This window comes from Caldifermentibacillus hisashii (genome assembly GCF_039654145.1).
Classification (GTDB): Bacteria; Bacillota; Bacilli; order Bacillales; family Caldibacillaceae; genus Caldifermentibacillus; species Caldifermentibacillus hisashii.
Genome location: NZ_CP155467.1, coordinates 2,513,956 through 2,535,670, shown reverse-complemented (window position 1 = coordinate 2,535,670; position 21,715 = coordinate 2,513,956). Strand labels below are relative to the sequence as shown.

Genomic DNA, 21,715 nt, shown 5'->3' with positions numbered 1-21,715 from the left:
TTTACGAAAAGTCCTTGCGAATAATTTGTGAAAAGCTTCACATTGATATTGATTATTATCCTTTTTGTTTATATAATGAACTTAGATAACAAGGATGTCACTAAACTTGTTATCGGTCTTCATCAAAGAAATGATGAAGATTAATTCAACTAAAAAAGTAGGAAAAGATTTTTTAACAAGTAATTTTTTGTAAAATAGGGACAAAAAATGTCTGTGTGGGACATAACAAGTCCTATAGGTGCACCCTTTATCCCGCACAAACGGACACTAAATCTTCCTCAGTGGCTTAAGGAAAATCAAAGATGTAAAGGAGGAAGATAAGTGCCCGTAAGTGCCCGATTGGTTCAACTAACCATCAGTGGGGGGATGTTAACCCCACTGATGGAAGTTTCACTTTATCCCGCACAAAAATAAAAAATGATAGGAGGCCTTTAACATGAGTACAAAAACATTGGCAAAAGAAGAAAAAACGGTGAATCCAACCGGAAATGAAGTGGATGAGTTAGTTGCTAAAGGTCAGAAAGCGCTGGAAGCATTTATGGATTACGATCAAGAAACCATTGATAATATTGTCAAGGAAATGGCTTTGGCAGGATTAAATGAGCATATGCGACTGGCCAAATTAGCTATTGAAGAAACGAAACGCGGTGTTTATGAAGATAAAATCATCAAAAACTTGTTTGCAACGGAATATATTTACCACGGCATCAAATACGATAAAACAGTAGGTGTGATTCGGGAAGATGACAATGAAGGCATTGTAGAAATTGCTGAACCAGTCGGTGTTGTTGCCGGTGTCACTCCGGTTACAAATCCGACATCAACAACGATGTTTAAATCGCTAATTGCCATTAAAACAAGAAACCCGATTATTTTCGCATTCCATCCATCGGCGCAACAATCAAGTAAAGAAGCAGCAAAAGTATTGTTGGAAGCAGCGATTCGTGCCGGTGCACCGGAAAACTGTATTCAATGGATTGAAGCACCGTCTATGGAAAAAACTGATTACTTAATGAAACACCCCGGTATTTCCCTAATTCTTGCCACAGGTGGATCGGGAATGGTAAAAGCCGCTTACAGTTCCGGAAAACCGGCATTAGGCGTTGGACCGGGTAACGTACCTTGTTATATTGAAAAATCAGCGAAGATCAAACGGGCTGTGAACGATTTAATTTTATCAAAAACGTTCGACAACGGGATGATTTGTGCATCTGAACAAGCAGTGATTATCGATGAAGAAATTTATGATGCCGTTAAACAAGAATTGATTGCCAACAATTGTTATTTTTTATCGGAAGAAGAAAAGAAAAAAGTTGAAAAATATGTGATGCGAGAAACCGGTGGCGTCAATCCGGCCGTCGTGGGACAATCTGCTAATAAAATCGCCGAAGCAGCCGGAGTCAGCGTACCGGAAAACACAAAAATCCTTCTTGCCGAAACGGTGAAAGTAGGACCGGAAGAACCGCTATCCGGTGAAAAATTAAGTCCGGTACTTGCTTGCTTTAAGGTTGAAAATTCAAAAGAGGGCATTCAACGGGCCTTAGAAATGTTGCATTACAACGGTATGGGTCATTCAGCGGTCATTCATTCTCAAAATGAAGAGGTTATTCGTGAATACGGCAGAAAGATGAAAGCCGGTCGTGTGATTGTGAACCAGCCATCATCCCAAGGTGCAATTGGTGATATTTATAATGCCTATATTCCATCTTTAACATTAGGTTGCGGAACATATGGCGGGAACTCCGTATCAACCAACGTTGGTACATTTCACCTAGTTAATAAAAAAATCATGGCAAAAAGGCGTGTTAACATGCAATGGTTTAAAATTCCACCAAAAATTTACTTTGAAAAAAATTCAACTCAATATTTATCGAAAATGCCGGATATTTCAAGAGCATTTATCGTGGCTGATAAAGATATGGTCCGGCTCGGTTACGTCGATAAAGTATTGTATTATTTAAGAAAAAGACCGGATTATGTCCACAGTGAAATTTTCTCGGATGTAAAAACCGAACCTTCCGTTGAAGTGGTGATGAAAGGTGTCGAAGCGATGGCTAATTTCCATCCGGATGTTATTATCGCGGTTGGTGGAGGATCTGTTCTCGATGCAGCGAAAGGGATGTGGCTATTCTATGAACATCCGGAAATTGAATTCAATGGCGCAAAACAAAAATTCATGGATATCCGGAAACGCGTTTACAAATTCCCTGAATTAGGTAAGAAATCTAAACTCGTTTGTATCCCGACAACTTCCGGTACCGGTTCTGAAGTTACTTCATTTTCGGTTATCACGGATGAAGATCTCGATATAAAATATCCGTTGGCAGACTATGAATTAACACCGGATGTGGCTATTATTGACCCGAGTTTTGTGATGACGATGCCAAAATCAATTACGGCTGACACAGGTATGGATGTTTTGACCCATGCGATTGAAGCCTATGTATCAAATATGGCCAATGATTATACAGATGGCTTAGCCATTAAAGCTATTCAACTCGTTTTTGAATATTTACCAAAAGCTTATCATAACGGGAACGATGAACTGGCAAGGGAAAAAATGCATAACGCATCGACAATTGCAGGGATGGCCTTCTCAAACGCATTCCTCGGTTTAAATCATAGTATTGCCCATAAACTTGGCGGAGCGTTCGGGATTCCACACGGCCGGATGAATGCGATTCTCCTGCCGCATGTCATTCGTTACAATGCACAAAAACCAACGAAATTTGCCACATTCCCGAAATATGAACATTTCATTGCCGATGAGCGTTATGCGGAAATTGCAAAGGCTCTTGGATTACCAGCTCGTACCACTGAAGAAGGGGTCGAAAGTTTAGTCAATGAAATTATTAAATTAGCAAAAGGAATCAATATCCCGATGAGTATGAAAGAAAACGGGGTAAAAGAAGAAGAATTAGAGGCACAAATTACGGAACTTGCCGACAAAGCATTTGAAGATCAATGTACAAATGCTAATCCGAAATTACCGCTAATTACAGAAATTGAAGAAATCATCCGCAAAGCCTATAAAGGGATTTAATTAAATTTTCATTTTGTAAGAGGGACATCTCTTTTGGATTCATTTCCGAAAGAGGCTGTCCCTCTTCTCTTTACTGTTATAATTGTGGTAAAATGTATGACAGTTAGAACGGGGAGAGGATTAAGTGTACGCATATATTGTTGGAACCGTAGAATATATTAGTCCGCAATACATTGTTGTTGAAAATCATGGAATCGGTTATCAAATATTTACACCGAATCCGTATATTTTTCGTCAAGATCAAACAAAACAGAAAATATATACATATTTTCATGTACGGGACGATGCACATATTTTATACGGTTTTCGAACATTAGAGGAAAAACAGTTCTTTACAAAATTGATTAATGTTTCCGGTATTGGACCTAAAGGGGCACTTGCCATCCTTGCAGCAGGAGAGCCGAAGCAGATTGCCCATGCTATCGAGCAAGAAAACGAGAAGTTCTTAACTACTTTTCCCGGTGTCGGTAAAAAGACGGCAAGACAAATAATATTAGATCTGAAAGGGAAACTGCAGGAATTTTTAGATGACCTTCCCGATCATACTGGAGGAGGTAGCGAGGTTATGGATGAGGAAAATCATGAACTCAAGGAGGCATTGTTGGCTCTTGAAGCGCTCGGCTATTCGAACAAGGAAATCAGGAAGGTCGCCGGAATGTTAAATACGGAAAAATTATCTACGGATCAATATATAAAATTAGCTTTAAAGAAACTGTCTCATTTATAAAAACGGACCCGTATACGAAAAGTCTCGTTACCACCTTAACGGGTAGTAGGACCTTCACCTCAAGTTTTTCGAGTTTACATAAAAGATAGGTGGGGAATGAACTAAGTCCCAAGTAGGAAGTAGTTTTTCATCACCATATAGAGGGGGATTGTCATGACAGAACGAATTATATCCGATCAAGCCGATTTTGAGGATCTATCTTTGGAACAAAATTTGCGCCCCCATTCGTTTGACCAATATATCGGACAAGATCAGGTGAAAAATAACTTAAAAATTTTTATCGAAGCAGCGAAAATGAGAATGGAAACTTTAGACCATGTCCTGTTATATGGTCCCCCGGGATTAGGGAAAACAACATTGGCAGCAATCATTGCCAATGAAATGGGGGGAAACTTACGGACAACATCAGGTCCCGCCATTGAACGGCCCGGTGATCTTGCTGCCGTATTAACCGCCATTGAACCCGGCGATGTATTATTTATTGATGAAATTCACCGTCTTAATCGTGCAATAGAAGAAGTCCTTTATCCGGCAATGGAAGATTTTTGCTTGGATATTGTGATTGGGAAAGGTGCCGGTGCTCGCTCGATTCGAATCGATTTGCCTCCCTTCACTTTAGTCGGAGCAACAACCCGGGCCGGGGCATTGTCTGCACCGCTAAGGGATCGATTTGGAGTTTTAAGCAGATTAGAGTATTATAAACCTGACCAGTTAATCGAAATCGTCTTTCGAACCGCCTCAATATTGGATGCTGAAATTGATGAAGGGGCAGCGAACGAAATTGCATTACGTTCCCGGGGGACACCTCGAATAGCAAACCGGTTACTCCGCAGGGTTCGTGATTTTGCCCAAGTGAAAGGTGACGGTACGATTACACGAGCACTGGCCAATGAAGCACTTGACCTGTTGCAAGTTGACCGATTGGGTTTGGATCATATTGACCATAAATTATTGCGAGGAATCATAGAAAAATTTAACGGCGGACCGGTCGGATTGGATACAATTGCGGCAACAATCGGCGAAGAAGCTGAAACGATCGAGGATGTCTATGAGCCTTATTTATTACAAATCGGCTTCTTACAAAGGACACCGAGAGGAAGAGTCGTAACTGGAGCTGTATATGAACATTTTCACATGGAGGTTCCGAAAAAATGACAGGACTGGCAAAAATGTTGATGACCATCGGAGGCATTATCTTTCTTGTTGGTTTCTTGATGCAGTTTATTAAAATTGGTAGGCTGCCCGGTGATATTATCATTCAAAAAGGTAACACAACCTTTTATTTTCCAATTATGACCTCGATATTATTAAGTATCGTCCTTTCGCTTATCTTTTTTATTATAAACAGATTTAGATAGAAGTTGGTGGGAAACAATGAAATTAGAAGACTTTGATTATTATTTACCGGATGAATTAATTGCCCAAACACCTTTACAAGATCGGGCCGCAAGCCGTTTAATGGTATTGAATAAACAAACGGGTGAAATTGAACATAAAATTTTTTCCGACATTATTCATTATTTGAACCCGGGAGATTGTCTCGTATTAAATGATACAAAAGTGATGCCGGCACGACTTTTTGGAATGAAAGAAGACACAAATGCCCATGTAGAAGTATTGCTTCTGAAACAAATTGAAGGGGACAAATGGGAGACGCTTGTAAAGCCGGCCAAACGGATTAAACCGGGAACAGTCATCAGTTTTGGCGGGGGTAAATTACATGCCAAATGTATAGATACATTAGAATATGGGGGCAGAATATTCGAATTTCAGTATGACGGTATTTTTTACGAGATTCTTGATGAATTAGGGGAAATGCCGTTGCCTCCATATATTAAAAAACGGCTGGATGATGCCGATCGCTATCAAACCGTCTATGCCCGGGAAATCGGTTCTGCGGCAGCACCAACCGCGGGACTTCACTTTACTGAAAAATTGTTAGCGGACATTAAAAACAAAGGGGTCCATATTGCGTTTATTACGCTACATGTCGGTCTCGGGACATTTCGTCCGGTCAATGTTGAGTCTATAGAAGAACATGAAATGCATGCGGAATTTTATCATATGACTGAGGAAACAGCGAACTTGTTGAATGAAGTGAAGAAAAACGGCAGACGGATTATTTCTGTTGGTACAACGTCAACAAGAACTCTGGAAACCATTGCTGCACGCCATAATGGTTCATTTGTTGCCGAAAGTGGTTGGACGGATATTTTTATTTATCCAGGGTTTCAGTTTAAGGCAATTGATTGTTTAATTACCAATTTCCATTTACCAAAATCAACGCTCATTATGCTTGTCAGTGCGTTGGCCGGCAGAGAACATATCTTGCATGCCTACGAAACTGCGGTAAAGGAACGTTATCGTTTTTTCAGCTTTGGCGATGCGATGTTTATTCATTAAAAGAAAGGAGCAGCATGATTTGTCTGCGATACGTTATGAATTAATAAAAACCGATAAACAAACGGGTGCAAGGCTTGGAATTTTGCATACACCACATGGTTCATATGAAACACCAATGTTTATGCCGGTTGGAACATTGGCGACGGTAAAAACAATGTCACCTGAAGAATTAAAGGAAATCGGTGCCGGGGTTATTTTAAGTAATACGTATCATTTATGGTTACGACCGGGGCATGATATTGTGAAAGAAGCGGGCGGACTTCATCAATTCATGAACTGGGATCAGGCTATTTTAACTGATTCCGGCGGTTTTCAAGTTTTTAGTTTGAGTGAATTTCGAAAAATTGAAGAAGAAGGTGTCCATTTTCGTAATCATTTGAACGGGGACAAGCTGTTTTTATCTCCGGAAATATCAATGGAAGTTCAAAATGCGCTCGGTTCCGATATTATGATGGCTTTTGACGAATGCCCACCTTATCCGGCAGAATATGATTACATGAAAAAATCGGTGGAGCGGACATCACGATGGGCTGAACGCTGTTTGAAAGCACATAAACGCCCGAAAGATCAAGGACTTTTCGGGATCGTTCAAGGCGGCGAGTATGAAGACTTAAGAAAGCAAAGTGCCGAAGATCTCGTATCTCTTGATTTCCCGGGCTATGCAGTTGGTGGGCTGTCGGTCGGGGAACCAAAAGAGACAATGAACCGGATGCTAGAATTTACGACACCGCTTTTGCCGGCTGATAAACCGCGCTATTTAATGGGTGTCGGTTCGCCGGATTCCTTAATTGATGGTGCCATTCGCGGGATTGATATGTTTGACTGTGTGCTGCCGACCCGGATTGCTCGTAACGGTACCGTTATGACATCAACCGGCCGACTTGTTGTGAAAAATGCCAAATATGCCCGTGATTTCGGTCCGCTTGATGAGCATTGTGATTGTTATACTTGTCGTAATTACAGTCGTGCCTATATCCGACACTTAATTCATACAAATGAAATATTAGGATTTCGACTTTGTACTTATCATAACCTCTATTTTCTGTTAAAATTAATGGAGCAAGTCCGTCAAGCGATTCTTGAAGATCGTCTTTTGGACTTTCGTGAACAATTTTTTGAACAATATGGGTTTAATAAACCTAATGCAAAAAATTTCTAATAGAGAGGAGGAAACAAATTGAATCAAGGAACATACAGTATTCTCATGTTAGTTTTGATGTTAGTTATTTTTTATTTCCTGTTAATCAGACCTCAGCAAAAGCGTCAAAAAGCAGTACAGCAAATGCAATCAAGTCTGGAAAAAGGGGATAAAGTAGTAACTATTGGCGGTCTCCATGGCTTTATCGACTCCATTGATGAAAGTACAGTTGTTATTAAATGTGGAGATGGCAGCCGTCTTACATACGAGCGTAGTGCTATTCGTGATGTGTTAGAAAAAGCGAATAAATCGTAGGAAATGTTTTCCGTGATGATGAATACCCAGCCCTATAAAAAGAGCTGGGTTTTTTCAAAGATAAAAAGAACTGAATTTTATTTAATCCTCAAAATCAAGCTTGCCGTGAACGGTTTCCCATCATATTTACCCCGAGAATACCTCCCATAACAGCAGTTAGCGTAAAGCAAATATAATAGATCGTTTGTTCCATATTAAAAACAGAATCATATCCAAAAAAATGAAACAAGAAATTAATCACTGTATATAATATTCCGGTTAATCCTCCCAGTAGCCATCCTTTTTCCTTTCCACGGCCGCCTGCAACAAAACCCCCAATGAATAAGGAAATAAACGATATAATTGTAATTGTTAAACTAAGTTGTCCCTCTTGAACCGATGAAAACTTGAGAATTAATGAGAATATCAAGCTAAATAGTGCGGCAACCACATAAACAACACCTAAACCGACAAATACAGAACTGCTTAATCTTCTTGTATCCACATATAGTCCCCCCATAGTAATGGCATTAAAACTGATATTGGTACAAGCATATTCAATGCTCGGCAAAATTAGAATCTTTTTTCATAAATTTTAAACACATTTATTGAGTGAATAAGGAATGAAAACAAAGGAAAACTAATTTGAAGAGAAACGGGGGATATGATATGGTCATATATGGAATTATATCTTTACGAGTAGTTGTTGTTTATTTGTTAATTGTCCTCATTTTTCGTTTGATGGGGAAAAGGGAAATTGGTGAGCTTGGTATTATCGATTTAGTTGTGTTTATTATGATTGCTGATATTGCCGTCATTGCCATTGAAAGATACAATGAATCTTTTTTCAAACCAATGTTACCAATGGGAATTTTAGTTCTCATTCAAATTATTTTTTCTCATCTTTCATTAAGAAGCCGAAATTTCAGAAAGCTAGTCGATGGTGAACCTTCAATTATAATAAAAGACGGGAAAATACTCGAGAAACAAATGAAAAAACAAAGATACAATTTCGACGATCTCCTCATGCAACTGAGAGAAAATAATATTCGTTATATTTCCGATGTTGAATTTGCAATTTTGGAACCAACCGGGAAATTATCTGTCATAAAAAAGGAAAAAAATAAAACCGGCTACACGGTTGGACTGATTATCGATGGGGAACTGCAAGAAGAAAAATTATTAGAGTTAAATTTGAATAAGGAATGGTTATACGATGAATTAAATAAAAGAGGGATTAAAAATCTGAAAGAAATATCTTTTTGCAGTTACGAAAACGGCAAGCTTTATATTGATAAAAATAACTAATAATATAAAGGTCCCTTTAGTGAAAGGACCTTATATTTTTTTAACTCTATCTAAACAATTGCCATCAAAAAAAGTGTTATTTTCTGTTTGGACTGATTAAAGATACCGCTTTTTGAATGTCTCCTTTATTAATCACTTTTAAAAATAACAAGAAAAGGAAATAAATTCCGCACATCACGATAACAGTTGCAAAAATTGCAAATAGTAAGGGCAGCTGAACTGCAAAAATGGGATATAGATACTTTCCCGCAAAACCCGTAAGTACGGTTGTAATCAAAATTTTTGCATAGTAACCGGCATAAAAAGTAAGTGGGATCACCTTTAAAATGGTTGCATAATGAAGTAATGTTACCAGTACAAAGCCAACAACAATGGCAATGGCAACCCCATTAATACCAAAGCTTGGATTGGAAGCAAGAGTGAAAATAACCGCTAACTTCACTACTGCACCAATTAAACTGTTAATCATGGCGGCCCGGGCCAAATCTAATGCTTGAAGTGCTGATTGTAACGGGGATTGTAAATATTGCAATAAGATGAACGGTGCAATTAGTTTAATAAAAAATGCACCGCTTAAAGAATTATATAACATTTCCATTAACGGACCGGCAAGAACAAGCAAAATAATGACCGGCAAAGCACCTGTTAACACACAAAATTTCAATGCTTGTTGGATCCGCTTTTCCACCGTTGCGTATTGTTTTAATGAATGGGCTTCACTAATGGCAGGGACAAGGGAAGTGCTTAAGGCAACCGTTACAAAAGAAGGCAGCAATAATAACGGCATGGCAAATCCGGTCAAAGCACCGTATTGCTTTGTCGCCATCATGGCACTTACACCGGCAATGGCTAACGCTTGGGTAACAACAATCGGTTCTAAAAACCAGGAAACAGAACCAATCATTCTGCTGCCGGTCGTTGGTATACCGATACTCATTAATTCTTTAAAAATCGTTTTTGTCTTACTCAAGCTTTTAAAAAAGTTCTTTCGTAATGGAAACGCTTTTCGAATTTTAAACATCGTTAATAAGTAAAGTAAAGAAATTAACTCTCCAATTACCGTAGCGATCATAACCGCTGATGCTGCATACTCGATTCCATAAGGTAAGAAAATTCTCGTTAAGATCATAATAAAAATGATTCGCACCGTTTGTTCAATCAATAGCGAATAAGCGGAGGGTTTCATATTTTGCTTCCCTTGAAAATATCCGGCAATTACCGAGCTAACTGCTATAATCGGGATTACCGGACTAATGGCAAGGATAGGATAAATAATTCTTGCATCCGTAAAAACAGTTTTCGCTAAAATAGGTGCGCCAAAAAAGAGTACCGGTGTAAAAATTAACGATAAGGTCAATGTTGTCATTAACGAAACAACTAGTATTTTCTTTACCTTTGCGGAATCTCCCTTTGCATCCGCTTCAGCTACCCGTTTGGAAATGGCGACCGGTAAGCCAACTTGTGTCAATGTAACAACTAAAGAAAATGTAGGATAAGCCATCATATATAAACCTACACCCTCTTCACCAATCAATCTTGCTATTAAAATCCGATTAAGGAATCCGAGCATTCTTGTGATAAGACCGGCAACTAAGAGGATGATTGTTCCTTTTAGAAATTTAGACATTTTTGTTCCCTGCCTTCTCAAATGGGATTTTTTTTTATACAATGATATATATGCAATTTTGTGGACAACCTTGCTAATAATTTTAATCATTGCTTATCAAACCGTTATATTTGGAAGAAGGTGGGGATTACTTTGGCTGTTCATCTCTATGAAAAATATCGAGAAGATGTTGCCGTTGTCTTGAGTTCAAAGCTGGATGAATTTAAAGTATTTGACTATGATCAAGTATCTGAAGATGACTTATGGAATTTTTTACTTACAAAAAAATGGAGAAAGCCGCGGGAAGATGTACATATTTATGAAATAGTCCGCGATATTTTGAATGTGAAGGTCAGCGATTTTATTTCCTTTCAAACCGTTGAACATTTAAAGGGACCGGATTGGTTCTCGAATGCGGGAGCGGGTGAACTAGAAGAATTATTGAAAAAGTAGGAAAAATTGACAGCTTGTAACGGATGTAACATAATGTACATGGTAATAAATGATATTGAAACCTCATATAAAAATGTTTTTCATAGCTAATATGGGTGTTCTCTTTAAGGGAGGATTTTTAAACAGATGATTAAACGTAGCAGAATTATTGCTTTTTTTCTTCTCGTTATTTTATTTGCCAGCTTGCTTGGTACGACGACAAATCCCATTCTTGATCGAATCAAGCTTGGACTTGACTTGCAAGGCGGATTTGAAGTACTTTACCAGGTTAAACCTGTAAATGATGGGGATAAGATTACTCAAGCTACACTGACCAGTACAGCAGAAGCACTGAGTAAACGGATTAATGCTTTAGGTGTCAGTGAGCCGAGAATCGATGTAGAAGAAGGAAATCGCATTCGGGTTCAACTGGCAGGGATAAAGGATCAAAAACAAGCAAGGGAAATGTTATCAACAACGGCAGAGTTATCTTTCCGTGACTCCGAAGATAATAAATTGCTTGATGGTACGGATCTTGTCCAAGGGGGCGCAAAACAATCCTATGATCAAAACGGCAAGCCAAATGTTACCTTAAAATTGAAAGATGCCTCAAGATTTGCCAAGGCAACAGAAAAAGCTATGGAAAAGTCCCCTTCCGTTATGGTTATTTGGCTTGATTTTGATGAGGATAAAGACTCCTATGCAAAAGAGGCCGGAAAGGAAAATCCAAAATATATTTCTGCACCGATGGTTTCAAAGGTTATCAATAGTCGCGATGTGGAAATTACAGGGAATTTCACTGTAGAAGAGGCAAAAACATTGGCTGAACTATTAAACGCCGGTGCTTTACCTGTTAAGTTGAAAGAAATTTATTCTACGTCGGTCGGAGCTCAATTTGGTTATGATGCTTTACAATCTACCGTATTAGCCGGAATTATTGGAATAGCTGCCATCTACCTGTTCTTAATTGTCTATTACCGCTTGCCGGGTCTGGTTGCTTGTATTGCCTTATCGGTTTATATTTGGCTGCTTTTAGCTGTTTATGATGGACTCAATGCGGTTCTGACCTTACCGGGTATTGCAGCACTTGTATTAGGTATTGGGATGGCGGTCGATGCGAATATTATCGCATACGAGCGACTTAAAGAGGAGATTAAAGTAGGGCGCTCCCTTCAAGCTGCTTTTAAAGAATCAAATAAAACATCATTTGTCACGATCTTTGACGCCCAAATTACAACGCTCATTGCAGCCGTTGTTCTATACATTTATGGACAAAGTTCTGTCAAAGGCTTCGCGACAATGCTCATTATCAGCTTATTAATCAGTTTCATCACAGCTGTATATTTATCTCGACTCTTATTGGGTCTGCTCGTTCACAGCAACTGGTTTAACCATAAATTAGGCTGGTTTGGTGTAAAAAAACAAGATGTTCATGATATCAAACAGGGTGTCGAAACAGTCGATCTTCCTACCCGCTTTGATAAAATTGATTTTGTGAGACGAAAAAATGTATTTTTTACGTTATCCGGAGTTTTAATTGCACTAGGTATCGTTATGTTGCTTATCTTCCGGTTAAACTTGTCCATTGACTTTACCAGTGGTACCCGGATTGAAGTGTCCTCGGATAAACCTTTAACGACAGAAACAGTGAAAAGTGAATTAGCAAAATTTGATATTGAAACGGATGATATTGTTTTATCCGGTGATAATAACAACAGTGCCGTCGCTCGTTATAAAGGCAGTTTATCTCAAAATGAAATCAATGAATTAAAAGATTACTTCCGTGAGAAATATGGTGCCGATCCGAATGTTAGTGTCGTTACTCCGACAGTTGGCCGGGAATTGGTAAAAAATGCCATTTATGCTGTACTGATTTCATTAACCGGAATCATCATTTATACTGCATTCCGCTTTGAATGGAAAATGGGGACAGCGGCGATCTTAGCATTAATCCATGACTCGTTCTTTATGGTAGCAGTCTTTAGTATTTCGAGACTTGAAGTTGATCTCAATTTCGTAGCGGCCGTTTTAACCATTATCGGGTTTTCCATTAATGATACGATTGTTACATTTGACAGGATTCGCGATCATATGAAGAAAAAGAAGAGAATCCGTACTTATCAAGAATTGGAAGATATTGTTAATAAAAGCTTGCGTCAAGTGTTGACACGTTCCATTAATACTTCACTTTCGACATTATTGCCGATCATTTTCTTATTATTAATGGGTAGTCAAGCAATTTGGAACTTCTCCCTTGCCATGCTGGTCGGCTTAATTGTCGGGGTTTATTCCTCGGTCTTTATTGCCGCTCAATTATGGCTCGTATGGAAAGGCAAAGAATTGAAGAAAAAAGGTGTATTGATTACGTATAAAGAAAAGAAAAAATACTCTGATCAACCGGTTGTGTAATGATGAATCCGACTCGCTCCTACCTTAGGGGCGTTTTTTTTCTAATCCTCTCATTGATTCACTTCTATTCCTCTAGTATAATAGATGAGTTGAGAGGTGAAAGGAAATATGTTGCAAGCAAAGACGCGTTGGGCGGTTCGAGAAGGAAATCGTCAAAAAGCGGAACAATTAATGAATGAACTGCAGTTGACACCTCTAGTAGCAAATTTATTAGTCAATCGAGGTTTAGATACGGCTGAAAGTGTAAAGAAATTTTTAAATCCGAATGAAGAGTTTCACCATCCTTTTTTGCTTAATGATATGGATATATGTGTTGAACGAATTTTTCGGGCAATTCGAAATGGTGAGCGAATGGTCGTGTATGGCGACTATGATGCCGATGGAGTAACAAGTACTTATGTATTATTGAAAACATTACGTGAACTCGGTGCGGATGCCGATTTTTATATACCAAATCGCTTCACGGAAGGATACGGCCCAAATGAAAAAGCATTTCGAACACTGAAAGAAGCCGGTTATCATTTAATTATCACGGTTGATAACGGAATTGCCGGGATTCATGAAGCAAAAGTGGCAAAAGAAATTGGTATTGATTTAATCATCACCGATCATCACGAACCCGGACCGGAACTCCCGGATTGTTTGGCGATTATTCATCCGAAGAGGGCTGATTCCAATTACCCGTTTAAAGATTTAGCCGGTGTCGGTGTCGCGTTTAAATTGGTGATGGCTCTTTTAGGGAAAGTTCCGGAAGAATTGCTTCCGTTTGCAGCAATCGGAACTATAGCTGATTTAGTACCTCTCAAAGATGAAAATCGCTTGATTGTAAAAAAAGCATTACCTCTCTTACAATCGTCGGATCATTTTGGTTTAAAGGCGTTAATGTGGATTGCCGGGATCAATCAGCAAGAATTAAATGAGGAATCAATTAGTTTTGGACTAGCCCCGCGGATAAACGCTCCCGGAAGATTATACCATGCCGGTATGGTCGTTGATTTATTTTTGGCAAATGATAAAGATGAGGCTGAACAATTGGCCCGTGAAATTAATGAAATCAATAAAGAAAGACAAGAAATCGTCGATAAAATAACTGTTGAAGCGATTGAGGAAATTTCTCAATCATCAAATTACATAGACGATCAGGTCATTGTGGTCGGTAAGGAAGGCTGGCATGCAGGGGTCATTGGCATTGTTGCTTCCAGATTAGTGGAAAAATTTTATCGGCCGGTTATTGTTTTTTCTTTTGATCAAGCAACCGGATTGGCTAAGGGTTCGGCAAGAAGTATTCCAAAATTTAATATGTATCAAAATTTGTTCCAATGTAAAGAACTTTTGCCGCATTTTGGAGGACACCCGATGGCTGCCGGGCTGACTATGAAAATCTCAGATGTTCCGGAATTAAGGGAACGGTTGAACCGGTTGGCAAGTGAACAATTAGATGAAGAGGATTTTATCCCGGTTACTGAAGTCGATGGGATGATTCCATTGGAGGATATCCATTTGCAATCTGTTAAAGAATTGCTTCAGTTTGCCCCGTTTGGAACAGAAAATCCAAAACCATTGCTTTTAATAAATGATATTCAATTGCCACAAATCAAAAAAGTCGGTGCAGAGAAAAATCATCTGAAAGCAATCATTGAAAACCATTCGGCTCAACTTGATTGTATCGGTTTTCATATGGGGGATCTTGCCGATGAAATATCACCATTATCGAAAGCTTCGGTCATTGGAGAGTTAGCGATTAATGAATGGAATCATGTCAGTAAACCGCAGTTCATATTAAAAGATATTTGTATTGATGAATGGCAATTGTTTGATTATCGCGGTAACCGAAGAATCGACCAGTGGATTCATCAAGTACCGGAAAAAAGCAGTAAACTGATTGTTTTTCGCGAATCCACCGTCAACCAAATGAATTTATCCGAATTCGCTGCCGGTCTTGAAATCATCCATTCTGAAGCCTCAGCGAAAAATTGTGATATCGACGGAATGAACATTGTTCTAATTGATTTACCCCAATCAAAAAAACAATTAGAGTCATTATTGGCAGGAAAGCAGGTTGCAAGAATTTATGCCCATTTTTATCAAGACGATATCGAACTCTTAAATACGATGCCGACAAGAGAACATTTTAAATGGATGTATGCATTCTTGTGTAAAAAAGGTGTGTTTGATTTCCGGCGTTATGGAGCCGAATTGGCGAAATATAAAGGATGGTCACTTCATACCATAAAATTTATGCTAACGGTGTTTTTTGAACTGAATTTTGTTACAATGGATAATGGTATTCTTTCAGTTATAAAAAATCCGTCAAAACGAGATTTATCAGAATCGAAAACTTACCAATTAAGACAGGAAATTATTCAATTGGAAAAAGAGTTGCTCTTTTCATCCTATAAACAATTAAAAAATAGTCTCGATAGATTTATCGGTACTGCAAATATGAAGGAGGCAAAGGCATGGATTTAGAAAAATATATTGCGATAGTTGAAGATTGGCCAAGTAAAGGAATTAGTTTTAAAGATATTACGCCGTTAATGGCCGATGGAGCTGCGTTTAAGTATGCAACTGAACAAATTGTTGAGTATGCGAAAAAAAAACAAATTGACATTGTCGTCGGTCCGGAAGCTCGCGGATTCATCATTGGTTGCCCGGTTGCTTATGCTTTAGGCGTTGGGTTTGCGCCGGTACGTAAAGAAGGGAAACTTCCTCGGGAAACAATTAAAGTAGAATATGGCTTGGAATATGGTAAGGATGTCCTGACTATTCATAAAGATGCGGTAAAACCCGGACAACGGGTGTTGATTATTGATGATTTATTGGCAACCGGCGGGACGATTGAAGCAACCAAAAAATTAGTTGAACAATTAGGCGGAATCGTAGTTGGTGCGGCATTTCTTATTGAATTAACGTATTTAAACGGTCGGGAAAAATTATCAGGCATCGATTTAAAAACTTTGATTCAATACTAGTTTCGTTTTTTGGGCTTGGCTTTTTCGCCAAGCTATTTTTTAACAAAATAAGAAATTCTAAAATTTCCCGGTGCATCGAATTTGCATTCTTTCTTGGAAATATATATATTAAACTACACAAAAATAAAAATGCTTTACTTTTTCGCCATAATTATCAATAATAATAACAATCAATAAGAATGTGCAAGTTTTCATTTAGCTGAATAATTCCCCATTTCATCAGTCAAGGACCCCCAGATTTGTTTCGACACAAAAGTTAAGTGGTAGAGGGGATGTGCTCCTTTAGTCCGATTGGTTTGGGTTGTACATGTTGATTAGACAAACGTTGCAACAAGGCCGTTTGGCACATTTGCTTTGAGTTCCTTTTACAATCCAGCGTGGGTTAGCGATTTTCCTGTCACTGGTTGAAGTTCCACTTTATTGGGACAGATAATTATGACTATTTTGATACAAATATTGATGCATTTCTATAAAGGTGATTATCATGAGTTCCGATCAAACAATGACAATTGAAGAGTGTATGGAAAAAGTAAGTAGTTATTTAAATGAAGAACATACGGAATTGGTTCGCCATGCATACGAATTTGCAGAACAGGCACACCATAATCAAATTCGAAAATCCGGTGAGCCCTATATCATCCATCCGATTCAGGTTGTCGGGATTTTGGCTGATTTAAAAATGGATCCGGCAACACTTGCGGCGGGGTTTCTTCACGATGTTGTTGAAGATACGGATATAACATTGGCGCAAATTGAAGAAGAATTTGGTCAAGAAATTGCTATGCTCGTTGATGGTGTAACGAAATTAGGGAAAATCAAGTATAAATCCCATCAGGAACAACAAGCGGAAAATCATCGGAAAATGTTTGTGGCAATGGCAAAGGATATGCGTGTTATCATCATTAAGTTTTCCGACCGATTGCATAATATGCGGACATTGAAACATCTGCCGGAAGAAAAACAACGCCGAATCGCCAATGAAACATTAGAAATTTTTGCACCGCTTGCTCACCGCCTTGGAATATCAAAAATAAAATGGGAATTGGAAGATACGGCTCTTCGCTATTTAAATCCTCAACAATATTATCGCATTGTCAATTTAATGAAAAGAAAACGTGCTGAGCGGGAAGAGTATATTCAAGAAGTGATCAATGAAGTTCAAAAGCGGGTAGATGAAGTTTCGATTAAAGCTGAAATTACCGGTCGTCCCAAACATATCTACAGCATCTACCGGAAAATGGTCCTCCAAAACAAACAATTTAATGAAATTTATGATCTGCTGGCTGTCCGAATTATTGTAAACAGTATTAAGGACTGTTATGCCGTTCTTGGAATTATTCATACATGCTGGAAACCGATGCCGGGAAGATTTAAAGATTATATTGCAATGCCGAAACAAAATTTATATCAATCCTTGCATACAACGGTTATCGGTCCAAAAGGGGATCCATTGGAAGTACAAATCCGTACGTTTGAAATGCATCAAATTGCAGAATACGGGATTGCTGCACATTGGGCCTATAAAGAAGGGAAAAAGTTTAACACACCCGATCAATTTGAAAAGAAACTAACCTGGTTTAGAGAAATTCTTGAATTTCAAAATGAATCTTCAAATGCCGAAGAATTTATGGCTTCATTAAAAGTTGACCTGTTTTCTGACATGGTGTATGTTTTTACCCCTAAAGGTGATGTCATTGAATTGCCGGCCGGGTCTGTACCAATTGATTTTGCTTATCGAATTCATTCAGAAATAGGTAATAAGACGATTGGGGCTAAAGTAAATAATAAAATGGTACCTCTTGATTACCGCCTAAAAACCGGTGATATTATCGAAATCCTTACGTCAAAACATTCATATGGACCAAGCCGAGACTGGATTAAACTCGCCCAAACATCACAGGCAAAAAACAAAATTAAACAATTCTTTAAACGCCAACTTAAGGAAGAAAATGTCAATAAAGGCAGAGAACTTGTTGAAAAAGAAATTCGAAATATGGAATTTGATATAAAAGAAGTTATGACAAGCGAGAACCTGAAACGAGTAGCGGATAAGTTTAATTTTGCCAATGAAGAAGATATGTTTGCGGCAGTCGGTTACAATGGCATTACAGCGGCTCAGATAGCCAACCGCTTAACCGAAAAATTACGGAAAAAGAAAGATATGGATGAAACACTCCTCTTTAAAGATATTTCCGAGTTAAAACCTGTTAATCATCCGAAACGCCGGGATGCAGGAGTCCGTGTCAAAGGCATCGATAATTTACTGATTCGCTTGTCTAAATGTTGCAGTCCGATTCCGGGTGATGAAATTGTCGGCTATATAACGAAGGGACGCGGTGTTTCGGTTCACAGAACGGATTGTCCGAATGTAAAGGGCGATGATGTAAAAGATCGGCTTATCCCGGTTGAGTGGGAAGGATATGCCTCGACAAATAAAGAATACAATGTTGATTTGGAAATTAACGGTTATGATCGGAGAGGGTTATTGAATGAAGTATTACAAGCAATTGCTGAGACAAAAACAAATATTACCCAGGTAACAGGAAAAACCGATCGGAACAAAATCGTTACAATCCATTTATCAATATCGATTCAAAATGTTGCCCATCTAAAAAAAGTTGTTGATCGAATTAAACAAATCCATGATATTTATACGGTCCGCCGAGTAATGAATTAAAGGGGGGTACGAAATGCGAGCTGTATTACAGCGGGCAAAAAATGCAAGTGTAACGGTGAATGGAGAAATCGTAGGGAAAATTGCAAAAGGATTTGTTTTACTCATCGGTGTGACCCATTCAGATACTGAAAAAGACGCAGAATACCTTGCTGAAAAAATTTCCGGTCTTCGCGTTTTTGAAGATGAGAACGGGAAAATGAACCTTTCCCTGTCAGACGTTGAAGGAGAGATTCTTTCCATCTCACAATTTACGTTATACGGGGATATCCGGAAAGGGAGAAGACCTAATTTTATGGAAGCGGCCAAACCGGATCAAGCCAATCGATTATATGAATATTTTAATACGCGATTACGGGAAAAAGGCTTTGTCGTTGAGACAGGTAAATTTGGTGAAATGATGGATGTAACCTTTACGAATGACGGACCGGTTACATTGATTATTGACAGTCAGTCACTGAATCACTGATAGATAAACCACAGCAGTTCTAATTAAAAGTAACCTTGATAATTAACAGGTAAACTAATGATAGGAGCCACCTGTTCTCGTCAAAAGTACTATATTGATTATTGGCAGGCAAATCATTACATCATTGGTAGACAAGCCAGAGCTGCCTAATCAAAAGTACAAATTAATTATTGACCGGACGATCATTACATCACTCGCATCGTTGGACAAACTTAACCGGAGTTTGTCTTTTTTTATGAAAAAGCAACGTTAGAATAGGACATACTATTATCGACAAAACTTTTTTAGGAGGAAAATGATGCGTGCAAGTGATAAAAATGATCAGGTAAACCTGACAGGGAAACAAGTTTTTGGCGTAGACTTCCATGACTTTATTGAAAAACAAGAAAATGCATCTTTGTTTGAACTGGCGTCTGAGTACGGACTTTCAATAGGAGAAGTAAGAAAGCTGAAAAAACATCTTTTTCGCTCATAGATACTTGACTTTTAATTAAGCTTCCCGTATGATAAAGTATCAATAACAATATTTTTAATATAATAAACTGATGACGGAGAAAAGTAGTTTCGCCCCAAATGGAAAGAGAGGGAATGTCGCGGCTGAAAGCATTCCTCCATAATGACGAAATGAAAGACACTCCTGAAGTGATTCCTGAACGATCGTTGCCGGTTTCATGGGCGGTTTAGTAAGGGCAATACGTAGGCAGGCGTTAACTGTTTAAGTGGAAGAATAATAGGTATTATTCTTCAATTAGGGTGGCACCGCGAGATCAAGCTCTCGTCCCTTGTTAATGACAAGGAACGGGGGCTTTTTTATTTTTCCCTATTTATTTTCCTTTTTAAAAGATAAGAAATTATAAAAATGCAGGCGAAAAGCTTTGGATTAGTTTTATTGTCTAACTCCGGTCGCCCAGCGCTTTTCTTATTAAAAACTAAATCGTAATACATTAAAGGAGGCTTTACATTTGAAAGTTCAAATTCCAAGAGGAACCCAGGATATTCTTCCCGGTCAGGCAAAAATTTGGCAATGGTTGGAAGAAAAAATGCGCGAGGTTACAAATAAATATCATTTTGAAGAAATAAGAACACCTATTTTTGAACATACGGAAATTTTTGCACGAGGAGTCGGTGATACGACCGATATCGTTCAAAAAGAAATGTATTCCTTCCAAGATCGTAGCGGTCGTGACTTGACACTCAGACCTGAAGGAACAGCAGCGGTTGTCCGATCCTTTGTCGAAAATAAAATGTATGGTGACCCGAATCAACCGGTAAAGCTTTTCTATATTGGTCCGATGTTTCGTTATGAACGTCCACAATCCGGGAGATACCGTCAATTTGTTCAATTTGGTGTTGAAGCATTGGGAAGTCAAGATCCGGCCATTGATGCCGAAGTAATCAGTCTTGCCATGAATATTTACAGAGAGGCCGGATTAAAAAATGTTCATTTAGTCATCAATAGTTTAGGCGATAAAGAAAGCCGGGCAAAACACCGGGAAGCGCTAATCAACCATTTTCGGCCTCGAATCGGCGAGTTTTGTGAAGATTGTCAAAACCGGTTAGAAAAAAATCCGTTGCGAATTTTGGATTGCAAGGTTGACCGGGAACATGAACTGATGAAAACCGCGCCGTCAATTTTAGAATATTTGAACGACGAATCAAAAGTTTATTTTGATAAAGTTTGTCAATATTTAACCGATTTAGGTATCGAATATACAATTGATTCGACATTGGTTCGCGGTCTTGACTATTATAATGCGACAACGTTTGAGATTATGAGTTCTGCACCGGGTTTTGGTGCCATTACAACATTATGTGGCGGCGGTCGCTATAATGGGCTTGTTGAGGAATTCGGCGGACCGGAAACACCGGGAATTGGCTTTGCATTAAGTATAGAGAGGCTGATTGCTGCATTGGAAGCAGAGCAAGTTCAACCGGATATACATAACGGTCTTGATTTTTATGTTGTTGCTTTAGGTGAACGGGCAAAAGATTACTCAGTAAAATTACTAAGTGAACTGCGGAATAACGGTTTTTCAGCTGACCGCGACTATACGGGTCGGAAGATGAAAGCTCAATTAAAATCGGCAGACAGGCTACATGCAAAGTTCGTGGTAATTATTGGTGAGGATGAACTGGATGGCGGTATTGTCCAATTGAAAAATATGGAGACCGGTGAACAAAAAGAAATTAAATTAGCAACATTTATTGAAGAGATTAAACAATTTGCTGTTTGATGGAGG

Annotated in this window: 18 protein-coding genes and 1 other annotated feature; of the genes, 16 read left to right on the top strand and 2 right to left on the bottom strand. The window is 38.6% G+C overall.

Annotated features, from left to right (window positions below; genetic code table 11):
- Positions 1-436 precede the first annotated feature (436 nt).
- The 7 genes from adhE (at position 437) to yajC (ending at position 7,626) form a co-directional block, all read left to right on the top strand.
- Entirely contained in the window at positions 437-3,043 is a 2,607-nt protein-coding gene (gene adhE, locus NSQ14_RS12270) for a bifunctional acetaldehyde-CoA/alcohol dehydrogenase (RefSeq protein WP_328186484.1), read from the top strand.
- A 124-nt stretch (positions 3,044-3,167) separates the two neighbouring features.
- On the top strand, positions 3,168-3,770 hold the full coding sequence (gene ruvA / locus NSQ14_RS12265) for a Holliday junction branch migration protein RuvA (RefSeq protein WP_034771343.1): 603 nt from the start codon (positions 3,168-3,170) through the stop codon (positions 3,768-3,770).
- A gap of 153 nt (positions 3,771-3,923) precedes the next feature.
- Positions 3,924-4,925 (top strand): Holliday junction branch migration DNA helicase RuvB, encoded by a 1,002-nt coding sequence (gene ruvB / locus NSQ14_RS12260; RefSeq protein WP_034771341.1) that lies wholly within the window; start codon positions 3,924-3,926, stop codon positions 4,923-4,925.
- A complete protein-coding gene (locus tag NSQ14_RS12255) occupies positions 4,922-5,128 on the top strand; it encodes a DUF2905 domain-containing protein (protein ID WP_034771339.1) in 207 nt (68 codons plus the stop codon). Before ruvB ends, NSQ14_RS12255 begins: the two co-directional genes overlap by 4 nt.
- A gap of 16 nt (positions 5,129-5,144) precedes the next feature.
- Complete coding sequence (gene queA, locus NSQ14_RS12250; protein WP_034771337.1) at positions 5,145-6,173, top strand: tRNA preQ1(34) S-adenosylmethionine ribosyltransferase-isomerase QueA; 1,029 nt, start codon at positions 5,145-5,147, stop codon at positions 6,171-6,173.
- Between the two features lie 19 nt (positions 6,174-6,192).
- On the top strand, positions 6,193-7,332 hold the full coding sequence (tgt, locus tag NSQ14_RS12245) for a tRNA guanosine(34) transglycosylase Tgt (RefSeq protein WP_346216401.1): 1,140 nt from the start codon (positions 6,193-6,195) through the stop codon (positions 7,330-7,332).
- Between the two features lie 45 nt (positions 7,333-7,377).
- Complete coding sequence (gene yajC / locus NSQ14_RS12240; protein ID WP_346217122.1) at positions 7,378-7,626, top strand: preprotein translocase subunit YajC; 249 nt, start codon at positions 7,378-7,380, stop codon at positions 7,624-7,626.
- 94 nt (positions 7,627-7,720) lie between these two features.
- Here yajC and NSQ14_RS12235 read toward each other — a convergent pair whose 3' ends face one another.
- Positions 7,721-8,110 carry a TIGR04086 family membrane protein gene (locus NSQ14_RS12235; RefSeq protein ID WP_346216400.1) on the bottom strand — a complete coding sequence of 130 codons (390 nt, stop codon included), beginning with the start codon at positions 8,108-8,110 and terminating at the stop codon, positions 7,721-7,723.
- 164 nt (positions 8,111-8,274) lie between these two features.
- Between NSQ14_RS12235 and NSQ14_RS12230 the strand changes: the two genes are divergently transcribed.
- Positions 8,275-8,913: a DUF421 domain-containing protein gene (locus tag NSQ14_RS12230; RefSeq protein ID WP_251246282.1), complete on the top strand. Its 639-nt coding sequence runs from the start codon at positions 8,275-8,277 to the stop codon at positions 8,911-8,913.
- Positions 8,914-8,989: 76 nt separating this feature from the next.
- On the opposite strand, the gene spoVB is transcribed toward NSQ14_RS12230, so the two are convergent.
- Entirely contained in the window at positions 8,990-10,540 is a 1,551-nt protein-coding gene (spoVB, locus tag NSQ14_RS12225; protein ID WP_328186479.1) for a stage V sporulation protein B, read from the bottom strand.
- A 132-nt stretch (positions 10,541-10,672) separates the two neighbouring features.
- Here spoVB and NSQ14_RS12220 point away from each other — a divergent pair, with 132 nt between their 5' ends.
- The 8 genes from NSQ14_RS12220 (at position 10,673) to hisS (ending at position 21,709) form a co-directional block, all read left to right on the top strand.
- Positions 10,673-10,972: a post-transcriptional regulator gene (locus NSQ14_RS12220; protein ID WP_041846209.1), complete on the top strand. Its 300-nt coding sequence runs from the start codon at positions 10,673-10,675 to the stop codon at positions 10,970-10,972.
- Between the two features lie 126 nt (positions 10,973-11,098).
- Entirely contained in the window at positions 11,099-13,360 is a 2,262-nt protein-coding gene (gene secDF, locus NSQ14_RS12215) for a protein translocase subunit SecDF (RefSeq protein ID WP_346216399.1), read from the top strand.
- A 108-nt stretch (positions 13,361-13,468) separates the two neighbouring features.
- A complete protein-coding gene (gene recJ, locus NSQ14_RS12210; protein WP_346216398.1) occupies positions 13,469-15,829 on the top strand; it encodes a single-stranded-DNA-specific exonuclease RecJ in 2,361 nt (786 codons plus the stop codon).
- Positions 15,820-16,332: an adenine phosphoribosyltransferase gene (locus NSQ14_RS12205; protein ID WP_041846212.1), complete on the top strand. Its 513-nt coding sequence runs from the start codon at positions 15,820-15,822 to the stop codon at positions 16,330-16,332. Before recJ ends, NSQ14_RS12205 begins: the two co-directional genes overlap by 10 nt.
- Positions 16,333-16,816: 484 nt before the next feature.
- Entirely contained in the window at positions 16,817-19,009 is a 2,193-nt protein-coding gene (locus NSQ14_RS12200; protein WP_034771314.1) for a RelA/SpoT family protein, read from the top strand.
- A 13-nt stretch (positions 19,010-19,022) separates the two neighbouring features.
- On the top strand, positions 19,023-19,475 hold the full coding sequence (gene dtd / locus NSQ14_RS12195; RefSeq protein WP_034771313.1) for a D-aminoacyl-tRNA deacylase: 453 nt from the start codon (positions 19,023-19,025) through the stop codon (positions 19,473-19,475).
- A gap of 298 nt (positions 19,476-19,773) precedes the next feature.
- On the top strand, positions 19,774-19,950 hold the full coding sequence (locus tag NSQ14_RS12190; RefSeq protein WP_034771312.1) for a hypothetical protein: 177 nt from the start codon (positions 19,774-19,776) through the stop codon (positions 19,948-19,950).
- 61 nt (positions 19,951-20,011) lie between these two features.
- Positions 20,012-20,261, top strand: a binding site (T-box leader).
- A gap of 176 nt (positions 20,262-20,437) precedes the next feature.
- Positions 20,438-21,709: a histidine--tRNA ligase gene (gene hisS, locus NSQ14_RS12185; RefSeq protein ID WP_041903918.1), complete on the top strand. Its 1,272-nt coding sequence runs from the start codon at positions 20,438-20,440 to the stop codon at positions 21,707-21,709.
- Positions 21,710-21,715: the final 6 nt, after the last annotated feature.

Coding starts and splice junctions, on each gene's coding strand:
- NSQ14_RS12230 (WP_251246282.1), top strand. CDS start 8,275: ATGGTCATATATGGAATTATATCTTTACGAGTAGTTGTTGTTTATTTG.
- NSQ14_RS12255 (WP_034771339.1), top strand. CDS start 4,922: ATGACAGGACTGGCAAAAATGTTGATGACCATCGGAGGCATTATCTTT.
- adhE (WP_328186484.1), top strand. CDS start 437: ATGAGTACAAAAACATTGGCAAAAGAAGAAAAAACGGTGAATCCAACC.
- spoVB (WP_328186479.1), bottom strand. CDS start 10,540: ATGTCTAAATTTCTAAAAGGAACAATCATCCTCTTAGTTGCCGGTCTT.
- ruvB (WP_034771341.1), top strand. CDS start 3,924: ATGACAGAACGAATTATATCCGATCAAGCCGATTTTGAGGATCTATCT.
- NSQ14_RS12190 (WP_034771312.1), top strand. CDS start 19,774: ATGCGTGCAAGTGATAAAAATGATCAGGTAAACCTGACAGGGAAACAA.
- dtd (WP_034771313.1), top strand. CDS start 19,023: ATGCGAGCTGTATTACAGCGGGCAAAAAATGCAAGTGTAACGGTGAAT.
- NSQ14_RS12200 (WP_034771314.1), top strand. CDS start 16,817: ATGAGTTCCGATCAAACAATGACAATTGAAGAGTGTATGGAAAAAGTA.
- yajC (WP_346217122.1), top strand. CDS start 7,378: ATGTTAGTTTTGATGTTAGTTATTTTTTATTTCCTGTTAATCAGACCT.
- queA (WP_034771337.1), top strand. CDS start 5,145: ATGAAATTAGAAGACTTTGATTATTATTTACCGGATGAATTAATTGCC.
- secDF (WP_346216399.1), top strand. CDS start 11,099: ATGATTAAACGTAGCAGAATTATTGCTTTTTTTCTTCTCGTTATTTTA.
- NSQ14_RS12205 (WP_041846212.1), top strand. CDS start 15,820: ATGGATTTAGAAAAATATATTGCGATAGTTGAAGATTGGCCAAGTAAA.
- recJ (WP_346216398.1), top strand. CDS start 13,469: ATGTTGCAAGCAAAGACGCGTTGGGCGGTTCGAGAAGGAAATCGTCAA.